General features: G+C 39.0%; 15 protein-coding genes. 11 read left to right on the top strand and 4 right to left on the bottom strand.

The window, feature by feature from the left end; translation table 11 throughout:
* Positions 1-3: 3 nt before the first annotated feature.
* Together ACE1ET_RS00890 and ACE1ET_RS00885 are read right to left on the bottom strand one after the other, a co-directional pair.
* Positions 4-1,239: a BT_3928 family protein gene (locus ACE1ET_RS00890; protein ID WP_375726468.1), complete on the bottom strand. Its 1,236-nt coding sequence runs from the start codon at positions 1,237-1,239 to the stop codon at positions 4-6.
* Positions 1,240-1,243: 4 nt separating this feature from the next.
* Positions 1,244-1,789 carry a DUF1599 domain-containing protein gene (locus ACE1ET_RS00885; RefSeq protein WP_375726467.1) on the bottom strand — a complete coding sequence of 182 codons (546 nt, stop codon included), beginning with the start codon at positions 1,787-1,789 and terminating at the stop codon, positions 1,244-1,246.
* A 135-nt stretch (positions 1,790-1,924) separates the two neighbouring features.
* Here ACE1ET_RS00885 and ACE1ET_RS00880 point away from each other — a divergent pair, with 135 nt between their 5' ends.
* From ACE1ET_RS00880 to ACE1ET_RS00860, 5 genes are all read left to right on the top strand, one after another.
* Positions 1,925-2,263: a PadR family transcriptional regulator gene (locus tag ACE1ET_RS00880; protein ID WP_375726466.1), complete on the top strand. Its 339-nt coding sequence runs from the start codon at positions 1,925-1,927 to the stop codon at positions 2,261-2,263.
* Between the two features lie 2 nt (positions 2,264-2,265).
* Positions 2,266-3,906: a PspC domain-containing protein gene (locus ACE1ET_RS00875; protein ID WP_375726465.1), complete on the top strand. Its 1,641-nt coding sequence runs from the start codon at positions 2,266-2,268 to the stop codon at positions 3,904-3,906.
* Between the two features lie 6 nt (positions 3,907-3,912).
* Complete coding sequence (locus tag ACE1ET_RS00870; protein ID WP_375726464.1) at positions 3,913-4,119, top strand: LITAF-like zinc ribbon domain-containing protein; 207 nt, start codon at positions 3,913-3,915, stop codon at positions 4,117-4,119.
* Positions 4,119-4,523, top strand: a complete 405-nt coding sequence (locus ACE1ET_RS00865) for a DUF2752 domain-containing protein (RefSeq protein WP_375726463.1) — start codon at positions 4,119-4,121, stop codon at positions 4,521-4,523. The genes ACE1ET_RS00870 and ACE1ET_RS00865 overlap by 1 nt, the downstream gene beginning before the upstream one ends.
* 127 nt (positions 4,524-4,650) lie before the next feature.
* Positions 4,651-4,872 (top strand): DUF6132 family protein, encoded by a 222-nt coding sequence (locus ACE1ET_RS00860; protein WP_375726462.1) that lies wholly within the window; start codon positions 4,651-4,653, stop codon positions 4,870-4,872.
* Positions 4,873-4,954: 82 nt separating this feature from the next.
* Here the strand turns inward: ACE1ET_RS00860 and ACE1ET_RS00855 are convergent, their stop codons facing one another.
* Complete coding sequence (locus ACE1ET_RS00855) at positions 4,955-7,333, bottom strand: TonB-dependent receptor (RefSeq protein ID WP_375726461.1); 2,379 nt, start codon at positions 7,331-7,333, stop codon at positions 4,955-4,957.
* An 8-nt stretch (positions 7,334-7,341) separates the two neighbouring features.
* Positions 7,342-8,079 (bottom strand): hypothetical protein, encoded by a 738-nt coding sequence (locus tag ACE1ET_RS00850; protein ID WP_375726460.1) that lies wholly within the window; start codon positions 8,077-8,079, stop codon positions 7,342-7,344.
* Between the two features lie 420 nt (positions 8,080-8,499).
* On the opposite strand from ACE1ET_RS00850, the gene ACE1ET_RS00845 reads away from it, so the two are divergent.
* The 6 genes from ACE1ET_RS00845 to ACE1ET_RS00820 all read left to right on the top strand — a co-directional run bounded on the left by ACE1ET_RS00845 (position 8,500) and on the right by ACE1ET_RS00820 (position 16,165).
* The gene (locus tag ACE1ET_RS00845; protein WP_375726459.1) at positions 8,500-9,930 is read left to right on the top strand and encodes a TlpA family protein disulfide reductase; all 1,431 of its coding nucleotides are present in this window, start codon (positions 8,500-8,502) and stop codon (positions 9,928-9,930) included.
* A 6-nt stretch (positions 9,931-9,936) separates the two neighbouring features.
* Entirely contained in the window at positions 9,937-10,605 is a 669-nt protein-coding gene (locus tag ACE1ET_RS00840) for an outer membrane beta-barrel protein (protein WP_375726458.1), read from the top strand.
* 44 nt (positions 10,606-10,649) lie between these two features.
* Entirely contained in the window at positions 10,650-12,299 is a 1,650-nt protein-coding gene (locus tag ACE1ET_RS00835; RefSeq protein ID WP_375726457.1) for an NAD+ synthase, read from the top strand.
* A 150-nt stretch (positions 12,300-12,449) separates the two neighbouring features.
* On the top strand, positions 12,450-13,208 hold the full coding sequence (locus ACE1ET_RS00830; RefSeq protein ID WP_375726456.1) for a glycerophosphodiester phosphodiesterase family protein: 759 nt from the start codon (positions 12,450-12,452) through the stop codon (positions 13,206-13,208).
* 368 nt (positions 13,209-13,576) lie between these two features.
* Entirely contained in the window at positions 13,577-13,891 is a 315-nt protein-coding gene (locus ACE1ET_RS00825) for a hypothetical protein (protein ID WP_375726455.1), read from the top strand.
* 39 nt (positions 13,892-13,930) lie between these two features.
* On the top strand, positions 13,931-16,165 hold the full coding sequence (locus ACE1ET_RS00820) for a TonB-dependent receptor (protein WP_375726454.1): 2,235 nt from the start codon (positions 13,931-13,933) through the stop codon (positions 16,163-16,165).
* The last annotated feature ends 196 nt before the right edge of the window (positions 16,166-16,361 follow it).

Here is a 16,361-nt window from a genome sequence, read left to right as displayed (position 1 = left end):
TAATTAATATTTCCTATCCAGATTTATATACACCAAAATGATGATGAAAAAAATGAGCCCCAAAGTTAATACATTATATCTATTATCCACCATTCTTTGATGGCTTAAGGTGTATTCCAGAACGTTAAAGAACTCCGGATTAATAGTCGTTCTTTTCAGGTTAAACTTACCAACAATGGTACCTTCCTTCAGCACAAATATGCCAGGATTTGCCCTGATCATAGATTTCAGTAAAATATCATCTGCCTGGTAAATAGGAATGTCTGATTCTGAAAGGTACCTGAGCTGCTGATTTTCATTCATGGTAGCTGAACTGATTATAAAAACAGAATAGGATTTCTCCTTGCCAAACCGGTACATCTGCCTTATTTTTTCAAGATCTTTATCGCTTACAGATTTAAAATCCCTGCAAATGATCATAAACTGATAATCGTTATTCAGAATGATATCCGCTCCAATATCTTCTCCCTCACTGTTCAGTACATTAAAACTTTTTATTGGAGGTTCATAACCTTTGCTTACCAATTCATTTTCCGCATCTACAAATTGCCATGTGCTATCCTGCCACGGATAATTGTCTTCCGAAAACCCAACGACTTTGCCATCCTTACGATAATATAACGTTGTTTTATAAACATCTTCAGGCGCGCCCTCAGGCTTAATCATACTGTTATATATATTAACTCCCAGTTTATATGGGCGAAAATCTATTACCGGCATATAAATAATGCTGTAGGCTGAAATACTAAGAGAAAAGACAATAAAAAATCCCCATAAAACACGCTGGGCCCGCAACTTTAAAAACCGGTTCGGAAATTTTTCATTATTAAGCACTAAAAACACCGCGAGCACAAGCAGAATAAGATTCTTATAGAAAGTGGTCCAGTTATCCAGCTTTATTGCATCCCCAAAGCAACCACAATCTGTCACAGGATTTGTAATGGCTGAAATCAAAGTCAAACCAGTAAAATAAACAATAAAACCACCAAGGACCCAGGTTGTAAATTTTTTTAAAATATTTAAAAGCAATGCAGCTCCTATGGCAAATTCAAGAGCAGGAATAATAAACGCCAGAGCATTTGCCAAAGGATTTAAAAATTCAACATTAAATGCTTCAAAGTAATCCACAAACTTGTAGGCAGATCCAAGAGGGTCCACAGCTTTTACAAAACCTGAAAAAACAAATACCAGGCCAACTATTATCCGGAATATTAATTCTAACGTCCTTTTAAATATCATATATTCAGTTTTCTCCAAATTCCAACTTCACCAAAGCAAATACAGAGTAATTGAGCATATCCAGGTAATTGGCATCAATTCCTTCTGAAATAAGCGTTGCACCAGCGTTATCTTCAATTTGTTTGGTCCGGTAGAGTTTTTGCAATATCAGATCGGTATATGAACTAATGCGCATTGTACGCCAGGCTTCGTCATAATCATGATTTTTTTTCATCATCAGATCTTTTGCAATGGCTGCTTTTTCATCATAATACTTAAGGGCAGCAGCTTCATCTAAATCTGCGTTTTCAGCATAACCATTTTCAAGTTGAACCAGCCCCATAATGGCATAGTTCACAATCGCAACAAACTCTTCCTTAATACCCTCTCCTACCTTGCTGTAACCTTTGGTCTCAAGCGTTCTGATGCGATTCGCTTTAATAAAAATCTGATCTGTAATAGAAACAGGCCTTAAAATGCGCCAGGCCGTACCGTAGTCCCTTGTTTTCTTTTGAAAAATATCTCTGCATAAAGCTATTACGTGATCAAACTGTTTTTCGGTCCTGCTCATTCCTTGATTTTTATTGAGCTGTAAAAATACAAAAAAACAGCTCATTTTAAAATGTTAATAATAGTTAATTAATAGTACTATGTTTTGCAAGGTACTATTTTTATTCCATATCTTTGTTATGCAATTTTAAGCGTTATGAAAGGAGAAAATGCAAAAGCACAAATGAGGAAAGGCGTTCTTGAGTATTGCATTATGCTCATCCTTGCTAATAAACCTTCCTACACGTCAGATATTATTGATGCCTTAAAGGAATCGAAGCTGATAGTGGTTGAAGGAACGTTATACCCTCTTCTCTCACGATTAAAAAACACCGGATTTCTGACATATTCGTGGAAAGAGTCGACCCAGGGTCCGCCCCGTAAATATTATGAGATCACATCCAAAGGCGGTAAGTTATTGGCTGAATTGGAAACAGGATGGAATGAACTCTCTGATGCTGTTGAAAACCTTAAGAAAAATCATATAAAAAACTAACAATGAAGAAAACATTAACAATCAATATTGGTGGTGTTGTATTTCATATCAACGATGACGCCTACGAGCTTTTGAAAGGCTATCTGGATAAACTGCATGCTTATTTTGATAAACAAAGTGATGGCAGTGAGATTATGTCTGACGTTGAGACCAGAATAGCAGAACTATTGAACGAAAAGATAGTAGAGACCAACCAGGTTATAACAACAGCCATGGTTCACTCTGTGATTGATGTGCTGGGTCAACCGGAAGAATTTGCAGATATAGACAACGATTCTTTTGAAGAAGATTTTAAAGATCAGGGAAAATCAGAAGCATCCTCGAATATCCCCTACAAAAAACCTCGTAGAAAGTTTTACAGGGACCCATCCAATAAAGTGTTTGGTGGCGTGTGTTCCGGTTTGTCCGTCTATTTCAATATAGATGTTGTTGCAATGCGGATAATTTTTGTTGTGTTGCTGTTTGCAACTTCTTTTAGCTTTGGATTTATATACCTGGTACTTTGGCTGGCTGTTCCTGAGGCTATTTCTGTTTCTCAGCGGCTTGAGATGCAGGGTGAACCAGTGAATGTAAACAACATTGGCAAGGAATTTAACGATATAAAAAGTAACGCTAAAAACCAGTTCAATAAGTTCCAGGAAAATATGAAAAGTAAATCTTCCAATAAACCTCCCAAACCACCGAGGCCACCAAGACCACCTCGTCCTCCAAGAAACTACAGATATGGCGGTGCATTCGGCGATTTTATTGTAGGTTTACTTAAGGTGTTCGGTATTTTTATTGGGTCCATTCTTTTAGTTGCACTTGCTATAGCCTTATTTGCTTTGATTGGTGTTGCATTCGGAACGGGATTTCCTGAAACTGTAGCAGATATCTGGAATCTGAACCTCAACACATTCCCTACAGAATTGGCAAGAACCAGTGCTACTGCAGCAACAGGACTAATTATTTTAGTGGGTGTTCCGATCTTCCTGCTGGCTTATTTCATCAGTAAACTGGCTTTCAAACACCAGGGAAAAACCGGATGGGTACTTGTACTCTCCTTCCTTTTATGGTTTACGGGTTTTATTCTTGTTGGTTCATCTGTTCTTAAATTCATCGATGAAAACGGATTACCGGAAGAATGGCGTGAAGAACTCCGGGATTCACACATTAACATTGATACGCATCACGGTAGCCGGGTGGATAATGAAAACTATCCATTGAACATTGATACAGATACCTTATATATTGATTTTTCGTATAACGATACCATTATCTCTTTAAATCATAATGATTCCTACACAAAAAACAGTATTCTGTATAAAAGACCGGATGTCGCCGTATTACCATCCAAAGATGGCCAGATACTCTTGTCCATTTCGAAATACCAGTATAAATATAACAGCGAAAATATCAAATTAAACTGGTCCTTAGTGGATGACACATTGCATCTGCCTATTTCATTTACGCAAAAAGCTAAATGGAATGATCAGGCTGAAGTGAAAATAAAAGTGAAAATTCCGGAAAATACAGTAGTATATCTCATTAACGGAAACGGATTCAGTAATTTTAGAACTGTATCTTTCGACAGTGGATATTATCAATTACAGGATATGCACAGTCAATACTGGAAAATGACAAATAAAGGACTTAAAAAATAAAAAACAATGAATACCATGGAAATTAAATGCCCCTATTGCAATTATGAAGGTGCTCCTATAATTGAGGAAAGAATAAAAGTTGAAGGCTGGGTTCTTTTCGTAGTGTTACTAATCTTTTGTATTCCACTTTGCTGGATACCGTTTGTGTCTTCAAGTTTTAAAGAACAGGTGGTAAGATGCCCAAATTGTGGTTTTAATCTGGGGTCACATTAGTGAATAAGAGAAATACATCAAAAATAACAAACAGGGTTATCGGCATTGTCATGATGCTGAGTGCCCTGTTTTATCTTTATTACCCTTTTCTTCCGCAGCATTCAAAAGAAGCATTGTACCTTGATGGCTGTATTTTTAAAACAACAACACATCTTCCATGTCCAGGTTGTGGTTACGACAGGGCAATGAACGAAGTACTACACCATAACTGGTCTGAGGCATTTCATTACCATGCCCTTTTCCCGTTTCTTGTAATGCTCTCTATATTCATTCTCATCGCCGGAATTAAGATTTTGATATCCGGCAAATTATTTTCTGTTTCCAAACCGATATTTTACATTATCGTTGGCCTCGTAATTTTATCCTGGATCATGAAGTTTGTAATGGGACCGGCATATTATTAGCAGTTGTTAAAATACGTCTGTACGCCAAACAAAAAATGTTAAAGTTGCAAAAATATGAACCGCAGTATTTATTTTGCGTTTAATACATATATAAAATATTATATATTTGATCTCAAATTATTCTGAAATGGATTTAAAACGCAAAACTACCATAATAACTGCTGCACTCATAGTATTAGGTGCCATAGCAGGATTTGTGTACTGGAAAACCGTTGGGTGTACGTCCGGAACCTGTCCTATCACATCTAAATGGCACTGGACCACACTTTATGGCGCATTTTTCGGATACGTTATTGGTGACACCATCAAGGGCTATATGAAACGAAAGGAAAAGAAAGCCGAAGAATAGTACCCGTGACGAGTTACACGTAACAGGTTCAAAAACTTCTCATTTTATCTTGATTCTTGTGTCTTATATCTTACGTCTATAATTAAAACTCTACCATGATTCCCACAGTAGGAAGAATAATTCCACTTGTATTGGGAATCCTGTCAAGTACATACTTTGTTCCGTTATCAACAAGCATAAAAGATCCATCGGCATTCCGTTCACGAATAATATAATCCTGGCCTTCCGACTTGAAATTATACACATTCTGAATATCCACATAAAACATAAGGCTCCACTTATCGTAAAAATATTTTTTATCCACCCTGATGTCCAATTGATGAAAAGGACTAAACCGCAACTCATTTAAACGGGAATAATCAAAATAAGGCTGCCCATTGGCGTCCCATGCTTCTTTTATGGCACTTTTCTCAAGCTCGTATGGCGTATAGGGTAAACCTCCTACAAAGCGCCATTTAAAACCTGCAGACCAGTTTTTGTTAAATGTTTTGGTTCCGGTCATGGTTAACAAATGCCGGCTGTCCCACGATGAAGGAATTTCTTCTCCCGCAGCATCTGTAAACAGACTTCTCACGAAGGTATAGGATGCTATAAGGTTGAACGCCTTTTTGTTGATCCGGCTTAAAACCTCAAATCCTGCAGCACGTCCTTTACCTGTCGATTCAACAGGAACTGCTCCTGCTACTGAACTATAGTCTGCACCTACATTTGCAAGACTTACCCCGGTAAATTTATCAATAGGATACTGAAAATACCCTTTATAAAATCCTTCGAGCGAGAAAAGGTACTCCAACCCTATTTTCTGCTCGATACCGGCAACATAATGGTCCACACCAATATACTTTACTTCTGTGTTGGTGAGTTCACTATTATTATTCCTATATCCTAAGGTGGTATAGGCAGGTAATTCATAAAAACGACCGGCTGAAACACTGAACCTTGTTTTATCTGTAAGTGCAAACGAAACCGATGCGCGTGGAGAAAACTGATTTAACGGATTCTGCATCGATTTACTGAACGTGTTGCCGTCAGCTCTTAATCCCAAAGAAACTGAGGTCCGGATGGAGGTAATTTGTTTGGTGAACTGGCCATAAAATCCATATTTAAACAAATCAATATTCGACTTATAATTAATCTCCTGTAACGCACCTTCATTAAAAAACTGTTGCGTAGTTCTGTTGTAATAGCGGGCATACTCTCCGCTAACCCCATAACTGATCTTAAAATTATCCAGTAAATATTCTACCTCATAGCGCCCTTTATTTTCGGCTTCAAACGAATGATAATCAAATGTTTTAGGCCTGGTCTCATCATTCTCAGGATATTTAAAGAATTCATTATTCAGCATGTTACGGCTCAGAACAAAAGTCCTGTAGCCGTTATCCATAAAATGTTTCAAGACAAAACCCAATGTATAACTCCACTGATTATTAACCGGTATTTGCGTCAGAATATATTCCTGGGACGGATCGGGATCTTTTATTCCTGTATTCAGTGTTAAATTATCCAGTGATCCAATGCTGACTACTGTCAGCTCATTTTTAGTATTCAGTTTGGATTTCAGTTTGAGCTGATAATCATTAAATGTTGGCAAAAAGGGTAACCCGATCGCACTGAATAAAAACTGTAAATACGAGCGCCGTGCTGAAAATATATACGTTGTATTTTCACCTATAGGACCATCAATTGTCGCACTTACTTCACTTGCTCCCAGCGTACCTCTGAACTTCATCTTCTCAGGATTGCCGTCAATCTGGGTGAACTCAAAAACACCGCTTAACGCATTGTACCGGTCAGCCGGGAATGCACTGGAATAATAATTTACCGTTCCAATAAAGTCTGCATTGATAATTCCTACCGGACCACCGGATGCACCCTGGGTTGCAAAATGGTTCAAAACAGGAATTTCGACATCATCAAGATAAAACCGGTTCTCACTGGGACCTCCTCCACGGACAATCACATCATTTCTGAAAGCCGGTGTTGAACCAATACCCGGAAACGACTGGATCACACGGGAAATATCCCTGTTACTTCCCGGATTACTTTCAATTTCCTTTACGCCTATTTTCTGCATTGACAAAGGAACCTCGTCTCTTTTCTGAAATGGATCAACTCGTACGACCACCTCATTCAGACTTGTTGACGAAGCATTCAGTCCAATTTCAATGTATGCTGTTTTGGCATTGCTTACTGAAATATCACGGCTTACTTTGGTCTGGTATCCAACAAATGAAACCTGAAGTTTAACAAATCCGGGTTCAACACCTGTAATGGTAAAATTTCCATCCAGATCGGAGGTACTCCCGATTGTTGTACCCATTATAACCACATTGGCAAAAGGGACAGGTTCATTACTGGCCTCATCAAAAATCCTACCTTTAATTACTCCGCTTTGAGCCAGCAATAAATGAGAAAATATGATAAATAAAAAAAGTATTTCAAGTCTAAGTTTCTTCATCTGTAAGGTCATTTTATTTTAACTTCAATTCTGTCGAAAATTTCAAGTGCAGTTGTCATGGTTGACAGATCAGTATAGAGCCTTCCATCTTCGCCGGCATACTGACCATGTCCGATAGGATTCATAATATAAAATGGCATCGGATCATTAATATCAACCGTTACAGCATAAATAACGCTTGGCTGAGCACTGCTTTTATAATCTCTGTTATCAGGATATTTATTGTTCGTCCAGTACCTGTTCCAGTCCCAGGTCTGATTCACCTCAAGTAAAATTCTGTAGTTGCCATCCTTCGGCAACTGCGACTCAATAGAAAAGTCGCCTTTTGGAGTTGCGCCGGTAAATCCGTCCACATAAGGATGTTCCTTTTCAGGTATCAGAAATTTACCATCTATAAGTCCCTTTTTAAAACTCCAATACGGTAGTGACGCCGGACGATACGACTGGCCGGATTTGTTACTCCAGGTAGAATCTGTTAATGCTGCATGCCCGTATATACCACTTGCATAAGATTTTGTTATAAATATAGTTTTCAGAAAATTTCCTTCAAGATCCTCAAGCCAGATTACAAATGTAGGATGATTATGGCCTTTTCCACTGGTAATATCTATTTCAAATGGTGTACCATCCACATAGGTATCTATGTTAAATTGTTGTTGCTCAGACGATGACGTTTTGGAAGATGTCCCGCATCCCTGTATGAGAGCCAGCAAAAACATCAGGGTTAACAGATTGTAATACTTCATAACTGTTGTTTTTATTTTTCTTCATAACAATATTACAAATATTTTGTTTAACTATTTCAATTTTTTATTAAACATTTTTTTTGTGATTATAATATTTACATTACTGTTGTCGGGGTAGAGCTTCAATGTTTTCTCCCTTCACTTGGAATGACAGACATTGGATGGCTTTTGGGCTGTAGGATAGGTTGATTTGCGACTGATTCGCAAATCAACCTATCCTACAGCACCTTATGAACCTAATAGACTGTCATTCTGAGCGTAATAAAATGAAGCGAAGAATCTATATGTATATTGCTTTTTTACCCGGACAACAATGTATTTACATAATAAATGATACCCTCTAACCTCTATATTCTGTTTTTAGTAATCCGTTTAATACACTATTTTTGTTTTTTACGTTAACTACAAAAATGAACCGCGATGAGAAAGTTTGTTCAGTTTATAATATCAACTACATTTCTGATGTTGATTTCATGTCATTCATACGGACAATACGATATTGAAATCAGGACCAATGGTTGGAAAGACACAACCATGATTCTGGGATATTATTATCAGGGGGAAGATATGCTGGTTGCCGACACCTTTAACATTGACAAACACGGAAAAGCAATAATTAAAAGTGATACACTTCTGCCAAATGGTATTTACACAGCATATTTCCCTAACAAAACTTTTTTCGATATTCTGTTAGGTCAGGATCAAACACTTACAATTTCGGTTGATACAGCAGACTTCATCAACAGTCAGGTGATAAAGGGAAGCAGCGAATCTGAAGCATTTGCTGCCTACCATAAATTCATGCAGGGAATGCAGAAAAAAAGAACGGACCTTATTTCACATTACCGGCCGTTGATACAAAACAAAGATTCACTGGCTGTTGCGAAACAGAAATTGCAGGAGCTGAATGATAAAGTGAGTGAAAAATGGGATACCGATTATAAAAAATACCAGGGCACATTTTACGGGACTATCATAAAATCATTTATCCCGGTAAAGTATGAACCGGAACAAACTCCTGAGTACAAGGCATTGAGCGACTCCGTAAAAGCGCTTAAACGATATTATTTTGAGGCAAATCACTATTTTGATAACACCGACCTTACAGAGCCTGGACTTTGGCGTACATCTTTTTATAAGGAAAGAATTACGCATTACCTCGATAAAGTTCTTATTCCGCAACCTGACTCCATTACCCCTTACGCTCTGAGGCTGATACAAGAGTCTAAACCAGATAAAACCTGCTTCAGGTTTATGGCAACAACCGTACTGAATTTTGCGGTCAAAAGTGATATTATGGGAATGGAAAGCCTGAGTGTAGCCGTCTCAAAAAAGTATTATTTAAACGAAGATGCTTACTGGGCTGATTCAACCTTACTGAGCAAACTGGCAGAACTGGTTGCTAAAGAGGAACATACATTACTGGGGAAAACTGCTCCCGATCTGGTTATGGAAGACTGGCAGGAAGGCTACAAGTCCTTACATCAGGTAGATGCCCCCTACACCATTCTCATTTTCTTTGAACCAAACTGTTCGCACTGCAAAGTTATTGTGCCTGAAGTCTACGAAAAAATCTGGAAGAAATACGAAGACAAAGGTTTAGCCGTTTACTGTGTGTATACGCAAACCAATCGTGAGGAATGGGAAAAGTTCATTAACGATAAAGAATTGTATGGATGGACTCATGTATGGGATCCGTATAATCAGACAAACTTCAGGTATTATTACGATGTTTCCGTAACGCCAAGGATATTTCTTTTAGACAAAGACAAGAAAATTATCGGTAAAAAGCTTGGCGTTGAAACACTCGACTTAATGCTTGACAGGTTATATAGAAACGGAAAAATATAACACGAAATGAAATTTTATTGGGTGATTGCTTTTTTGATATTTACAATATTTACAGTTAACGCACAAGATAAAAAGAAGGACTACAAAAAGCTAAAACTGGGCCTTATTGCCTCGCCACAGGTTTCGTGGTTAACATCAGATTTTTCGAAAGTGGAAAACGAAGGCTCTGTTTTGGGCATGTCATACGGCTTGATGGCCGATTTCTTTTTTGACCGCAACTATGCCATTTCGGTTTCTGTTCTCAGAAGCCATACCGGAGGAAAACTTAAATATTCTACAGGAACTGAACCACAAATGAATATTGATCATAGTTATGTAACCATTCAGGACGGTGAAGTTTTAAGGTATAAACTTACATACATTGAAATACCCATCGGACTGAAGCTTAAAACTAAACTTTTCCGCAGGTTGGGTTACTACGGTCAGTTAGGCCTGACCCCGATGATTAATACAAACGCTAAAACGGGCGATGATCTGGCGCTGATTGACGAGATTCAGATTGGGGACCTCGGATTCCATTTTGGAGGTGGCATAGAATACTCCCTTGGTGGTGACACCTACCTGCATGCAGCCGTTTTTTACACGAATGGACTTATTGATATCACAACAAATGACGATATTAGTGATAAAACTAATTTAAACTCTGTAAATTTGCGGCTTGGAATCAACTTTTAAAATCTTGCGTCTTGATTCTTGTGTCTCATGTCTAAGGAAAGAATATGAAAATAGCTTTAGCTCAACTCAATTATATCGTCAGTCACTTTGAATACAACCATAACAAGATGGCCGATGCCATTGAAAAGGCAAAAAACGGAGGTGCTGACCTGATCGTTTTCTCGGAACTCAGTATTTGCGGCTATCCGCCGCATGACCTGCTGGAAAAACGTGAGTTTTTCGATACCTGCATGTTGTGGGTCAACAAACTGGCTGAATTGAGTAAGGATATTGCTATAATTGTAGGATCACCAAGCCTGAATGAAAACCCGCGCGGGAAACGGCTGCATAATTCAGCTTTTTTTCTGAATAATGGTAAAATAGAAAAAGTATTCAATAAAACATTGCTCCCAACCTACGATGTATTTGACGAATACCGCTATTTTGAACCCAACAGCAATTTCGATATTCTTGAATTTAAGGGGAAAAAATTCGCCGTTACCATTTGCGAAGACATCTGGGAAAAACAACCGGTACTGAATCCATTTGCACAGAGCAGACTTTATTCTGTGGTTCCGATGGAACAAATCATCAAACTGGAACCGGATATGCTGATCAACATTGCAGCTTCACCGTTTTCATATGTTCAGGACGGTACCCGTAAACGCGTATTAAAACTCAATGCTGAAAAATATAATATTCCGGCTATTTATGTGAACCAGGTAGGCGCCAATACCGAACTGGTTTTCGACGGAAACAGCATGGCCATTGATGGAAAAGGTAACCTGGCCCTACAGTGCAAACGTTTTGAAGAGGACATTCAGATTATCGACACTGATCATATGGACGTTGAGCCACTGGTTATTCCTGAAAAAACAGATCATATTCCGGTTATTCATGACGCCTTAATTCTTGGGATCAGGGATTATTTCGATAAAATGGGTTTCAAAAAAGCCACACTGGGCTTGTCAGGAGGAATTGATTCTGCTGTAACCTTGGTGTTGGCAGAACGGGCTCTGGGCGCCGAGAACCTCAGGGTATTGCTGATGCCGTCACAATTCTCTACGGATCATTCCATAAAAGATGCTGTTGATTTGGCTGAAAATCTGGGTATTGAGTACGACATTTTATCCATTAAAGATATTTACAAACAGTTTGAAGATACACTGGCCCCTGTTTTCAAGAATCTGCCGTTTAACGTGGCTGAGGAAAACATTCAGGCTCGTATGCGCGGAACACTGGTGATGGCCATTTCCAATAAATTCGGACATATCCTGCTCAACACGTCCAATAAAAGTGAGGCAGCTGTTGGTTATGGAACACTGTATGGAGATATGAACGGCGGTCTGTCTGTTCTGGGCGATGTTTATAAAACCGATGTGTTTAAACTCGCATGGTATATTAATAAAAGTTCAGAGATCATTCCACATAACACTATTGTTAAACCACCTTCGGCAGAGTTACGTCCCGACCAGAAAGATTCTGATTCTCTTCCCGAATACGATATTCTGGACGGCATTTTATTTAACTATATCGAACTTAACCGGTCACCACAGGAAATTGAATCACTGGGCTATGACCGTGCCACCATCGATAAAACTATTCGATTGGTGAACGTAAATGAATATAAACGCTTTCAGACACCACCTATCCTGCGGATCTCATCCAAAGCATTTGGCTTTGGCCGCCGCATGCCGTTAGTAGCCAAATACTGATTGATGAATAGTGAACAATGAATAATTCTTCATTTATTGTTCATTTTTCATTATTCATGACCTATTTACTCAAAAATTGTAACAAACATTTCATATTAGATTAAAGTATTTTGGCTTAAATTGTGTTGCAAAGCGTATGACATGAGAATAATGGCACTCTTCACTTTGATCTCCCTTACTATCAGCACCTTTTCGCAGGTTAAATACATAGCGCACAGGGGAGCTTCGTACAATGCTCCCGAAAATACGATGGCCTCCGTAGATCTTGCCTGGGAGATTGGCGCAGATGCGGTTGAGGTAGATGTTTATAAGTCACTGGACAACCAGATTATGGTTTGTCATGATGACACAACACTTCGAACATCGGGTCTTAAGCTTGTTATTTCCAAATCGAAAGCCAAGCTGCTTCGCAAACTGGATATGGGAAGCTGGAAAGATCATCAATATGCCGGAGAAAAAATGCCGTATCTGACAGAAGTAATCAACTCCGTCCCTCCACATAAGACCCTGGTAATTGAAATAAAATGCGGAAAAGAAATTCTGCCATACCTGAAAGAGATTATGGATACAACACCCAAAGCGAGCCAGATTGTATTTATAAGCTTTGGTTGGGAAACAATTCTGGAAACAAAAAAGACTTTTCCGAACAACAAATGTTACTGGTTAAGTGAGGAAAGTGAAGGATTATCAGAAAAAATAAAAGAAGCGTCACAAAACCAACTGGACGGGATCAACCTGTATTATGGGATCATCAACCAATCTGTAATGAATCTGGCCAAACGCTATAAACTGGATGTGCTTTGCTGGACCGTGGATGATCCTGTCGAAGCCAAAAAACTCATTAAGCTTGGTGTATCAGGTATAACCACCAACCGGCCGGCATGGCTTAAAAGACAGGTAAATAATTAATTACGAATTAGGAATTCAATCTGCATTTATCAATGTTTCCTATAGCTGAATCTGATAACAATTATTTTTTCTCGCAGATTAACGCAAAGGCCTCACGCAGATTTTCGCTGAAATCACAAATGCATTAAATATTATTTTCATTAGCGTAACCGGCGTATTCATCTGCGTATTTCTTCGTGGATCATTTTAATAGTCCATTAGTACGTACAAATTGTATTTGTAACTTAGCATCTGGTTACTGAGTAGAAACGCAGTTTCGTATCGAAGTAACGAATTAAAGTTCACGAATCACACCCCAAACACCACTCGATTATAAAAATTATTAAGCGCTTTTAAACCTAAATTCAGATATCTTTGTTCTTTATTTCATGAATCAACAAAAAAGAACATATAATGCTCTACTGGCCATAGCACTGTTTATGGCGCCGTTCTTTATTCAGCTGGTTCATGCCGATATTCACCACCATGCACCAACCCACGAAACAGGGTTTATTAATCATGGCTCTGAATGTCTTATCAACACCTACGAATTTCAACCACATTTTTTATTTGATTATGATCCGGTTATTCCGGTGAACAGAATATTTCTGGGAGAAATCAGTTCTGGCTATTCTTCCATTTATGTATCGTATACTTCCCAAAACATCAGATTACGCGCCCCTCCGGTTGTTTCACTTATTTAAACGTGAAATAAAAACTTACTAATCTGATAAAAATATTACATGAAATATTTAACAACTACCTGCTTTGTGTGGGTATTATTTATTGTGTCCGTAGTTGGTCAAAATACCATTAGCGGAACCATTTACAATTCAAATGACAAGTCAACGATTCCGGGTGTGAACATCTTTATTCCTGAACTTTCAAAAGGAGTAATCAGTAACGACGATGGCACTTTCACCCTTAAAAACCTTCCGGATGGAGTTTTTAAAGTGCAGTTTTCCTTTGTTGGGTTCAAAACCGTCATAAAGGATATGAACACAAGTACAAAAAACCTGTACACCATTGAAATGACACCATCCGTTTTACAATCCGAAGAAGTAGTAGTGTCCAGCGGAAGCTATTCCTCGCAACATGAAAATGCCATAAAAATTGAGAACTATCATTTGCATAACGAACTGCAGCCGGCAAGCACTAATGTTTTTGCAGCCCTTGCCGAAGTTCCCGGAATTAGTGTGATCACAAAATCTCCCGGTATAAGTTCACCGGTAATCCGCGGCTTATCCACCAATAACATATTAGTTCTTAATAACGGGGTAAAACTTGAAAACTATCAGTTTTCGCAGGATCACCCTTACCTGATTGGTGACAACGGCTATCGTGACGTGGAGATCATTAAAGGCCCTGCCTCTTTGCTTTACGGTTCTGATGCGCTTGGTGGTGTACTTAATTTTATCAAATCCGATCCGGCACCAGCGGGTCAGACTGAAGGTTCGGTTCAGGCCGGATGGCAGAGCAATACCAATGGTTACCAGGCCGATATGGAAGTGAAAAGCAGCCGACAACTGTTAAACTGGGGCATTAGTGGCGGATATAAAAACCATGCAGATTACCTTGACGGTAATGATAATGCCGTTCTGAACAGCAGATTTTCGGCTCAGAATATCGGGGCTTTTGCCGGAACCGGATACAAAAACAGCCGCATAAAACTATTTTACGACTATACATCCCTGAAGGCTGGAATTCCATCGGACGAGGCTCAGACCCTGATCAGTAAACGGGGCCGCAAAAATGAAGTCTGGTATCAGAATCTGGATCACCACATGGCCACACTGCGGTACAATTATTACAAAAACAGCTGGAAATTCAATAACGATCTGAGTTATCAACTGAACCAACGTGAGCTGTTCGGCTCAACCGGAGACCTGGTTCATATGAATTTATCAACCCTTTCGTTGAACACTAAGCTGCGTAAAAAAACCGGTGATGCAGGTGAAGTCATCACAGGTGTTCAGGGACGTTACCAGGTAAACCGCAATTTTGAAGCTCCGGTTCGGGTTCTTCCCGATTACACGCTTGCAGATCTTGCAGCTTTAAGCCTTTATCAATTGAATTTAAACCGGACACTGTTTTTTCAGGTGGGCGCACGCTATGATTTCAGGTATGTGGATGCGCCGGAACAAATCAAAGCAGCACATTCCCATGAAGAAACAACAGTTGATACACCTCATGAAATGATGGAGGCCTTCAAAAAAACGTACAACAATGTTAGCGCCTCGGCAGGAATGACATGGCAGGTTATACCGGATGGATTGATACGATTCAACCTGGCATCGGCCTACAGAACTCCACATGTGTCAGAATTGCTTCAGGATGGGGAACACGGTACACGGTATGAGATTGGTGACCGCAGCCTGAAATCGCAGCGAAACTATGAGGCTGATCTTAGTTTTCACTATCACTCCGGAATTGTGGTGACAGAAATTGCAGGCTATTACAACCAAATTCAGAATTATATCTTCCTTTCACCCACTGGTGAATTTACGGACGAAAATTTTCCGGTCTACCGTTACAGCCAGTCCAATGCTCTGCTCACCGGAATGGAAGGGAGTATTGATGTACATCCCACACATTACCTGATGCTGAGCGGCACCTACGCTTATATTTACGCGGTAAAAGAAAATGGTGATTATCTGCCTTTTATACCACAAAACAAACTTACTCCATCCATTACATTCCATAAGGATGAAAGCTGTAAACTGGCGGACAAGCTGTCGCTGAAAATATCACTTCCCCTTGTGTTTGCTCAAAATCATCCGGCTCAATTTGAGACCAAAACGGCAGGATATACACTTTTGAATGTAATTGCAGGGATAGACTACGACAATCTGAGCATAGATATTAGCGGATCTAATCTGCTAAACACCTTGTATGTGGATCATTTATCGACGTTAAAGCCACTCGGATATTACAATCCGGGTCGAAATATTTCAGTAAAGCTCACTTACAGGTTTTAATATCCTGATTAAACGACACAAATTCAATTCAGGAAACACACTAATGGCTGGTCAGTATTTTTACTGACCGGCTTTTTTATGTCCTATATTAAGTTTTAAGTTTAGATAATTTCATATTTATTGTAAAAAACCTGAACCAAACCGGCCTGAGGCAGTTACACCTATACAGGTATTAATCCTTCAGCAGATTCCTTGT

This window comes from Quyinboa mangrovi, assembly GCF_042219825.1.
Classification (GTDB): Bacteria; Bacteroidota; Bacteroidia; order Bacteroidales; family UBA5342; genus JBHJHP01.
Note: the sequence above shows the minus strand (reverse complement) of the source record. Positions and strands in the feature narration are given on the sequence as shown.